The organism is Oleiphilus sp. HI0080 (genome assembly GCF_001635135.1).
Genome location: NZ_LWFU01000641.1, coordinates 1 through 1,657 on the forward strand (window position 1 = coordinate 1; position 1,657 = coordinate 1,657).

A 1,657-nucleotide genomic window follows, 5' to 3' on the forward strand; every position below is an offset into this window, starting at 1 on the left:
CCGATCATAAATGAAGCTCAGCCCACCATCCAAAATGCAAGAGGCACATTGTCGATGGCACGCACAAATGACCCAAACTCTGCAACGTCTCAGTTTTTTATTAACTTAGTGAATAACAACTTTTTGAACAAAAGCACCGCTCAACCGGGCTACGCCGTTTTTGGTGAAGTGACTAAGGGAATGGACGTCGTTGATACAATTGCAAAAGTAAAAACAGGCAGAAAAGGACCTTACGGCGACGTTCCAACAGACAACATCGTGATAGAGTCTGTAAAAATCGCAAGTCAGCCGACAGAGTAAGTTCTTTGCTACTCCCAACGGCTGAAATTGAGTGGACCGACGGCGCTCCATTTAGCAAGACATTCGGCGATGTCTACTTCCAAACAGAAGGCGGTCTCGCCGAGTCTAATTATGTCTTTTTAGAGGCCAACAAGCTTAAAGAAAAGCTCCAAGATTCTCGGCGTGTTAGTGACACCTTAGTCGTCGCTGAAACCGGATTCGGCAGCGGACTGAACTTCGTGGCCTGTTATGCTTTATGGAGCTCTTTGCCAGAACCAAAAAAGTGCCTAGAATTTATCAGCATCGAAGGCTTTCCTTTAACTAAGCTAGACTTACAAAAGTCCGCCAAGTATTTTCCGGAACTCGCAATCGAGTATGGCAAGTTAATCGATCAGTACCCCGAACCTATTCAGGGCGCTCATCTCTTAGAATTTGAACAAGGACGTGTTCAGTTACGCCTGATACTGGACAGTCTCGACAGCGCGCTTGCAGCGTACGATATTCCCGCAAACGTTTGGTTTTTGGATGGATTTTCACCCAAGATTAACGAAACCATGTGGTCTAATCGATTGTTTGAGTATCTTGGCGCCCAAGCTCTTCCCGGCACCAGCCTATCCACCTTCAGCTCAGCGAGCGCAATACGTAAAAATTTAACCGCAGCAGGCTTTGTGGTAAGCAAGAGAGCTGGTTACGGCCCCAAGCGGGAAATGATCACAGCAACCTTCGATCCAAATAAAACACCGAACAAACCAATCACCACTCCAGCCCAGCCTTGGCATCAAGCGTCACCAAGCACACATACCCAAGCCGCGATCAATGACCTGAACAACCACAGTGCTATCGTAATCGGAGCAGGTATTGCCGGGTTGGTACAAGCCCTTACGCTTTCGAGGCATGGTTTTGATGTAAAGCTAATCGACAGGGCTACCCAGCCTCTAGCAGGGGCAAGCTCGCAACCTCAATTAATTATGTACGCAAAATATCCAAGACAGGTGAATGCGGAGGGCAAGCTGCTTTTTCACGCCCACAATATGGCACAAGGCTACTACGAAAGGATGCAGCAAAGCAGTGAAGGCCGATTTTGGCACCCTGTCGGCCTTGCGCAACTCGCTTGGTCAGGAGACGAACAGCAGCGCCAAGATGAATTCATCAGGCATTATGCTCCACCTAGCAGCTTTGTTCAGCAATTGCCGTCCGACGAGCTGTCGTTCAAGAGCCGCATCGCGATTAACAGTACAGGTCTTTTTTTCCCGCAGTCTGGCTGGCTTGATACCAAAGCGTTTGCTGAATATGTGCTGCAACGAGCTAACGTCCAGTTTATCGGAAGTACCAAAGCCATTGGGTTAGAACAAGCGCAAGACAAGAGCTGGCTCGTTGA

Annotated in this window: 2 protein-coding genes; both read left to right on the top strand. The window is 48.3% G+C overall.

Translation table 11 applies throughout. The annotated features are described in order from the left end of the window. Positions 1 to 300: peptidylprolyl isomerase (locus A3751_RS13985; protein WP_197466356.1), on the top strand; the 300-nt coding region annotated here is incomplete at its 5' end. 5 nt (positions 301 to 305) lie between these two features. Beyond that, on the top strand, positions 306 to 1,657 hold a 1,352-nt coding region (gene mnmD / locus A3751_RS13990), incomplete at its 3' end, for a tRNA (5-methylaminomethyl-2-thiouridine)(34)-methyltransferase MnmD (RefSeq protein ID WP_156492469.1).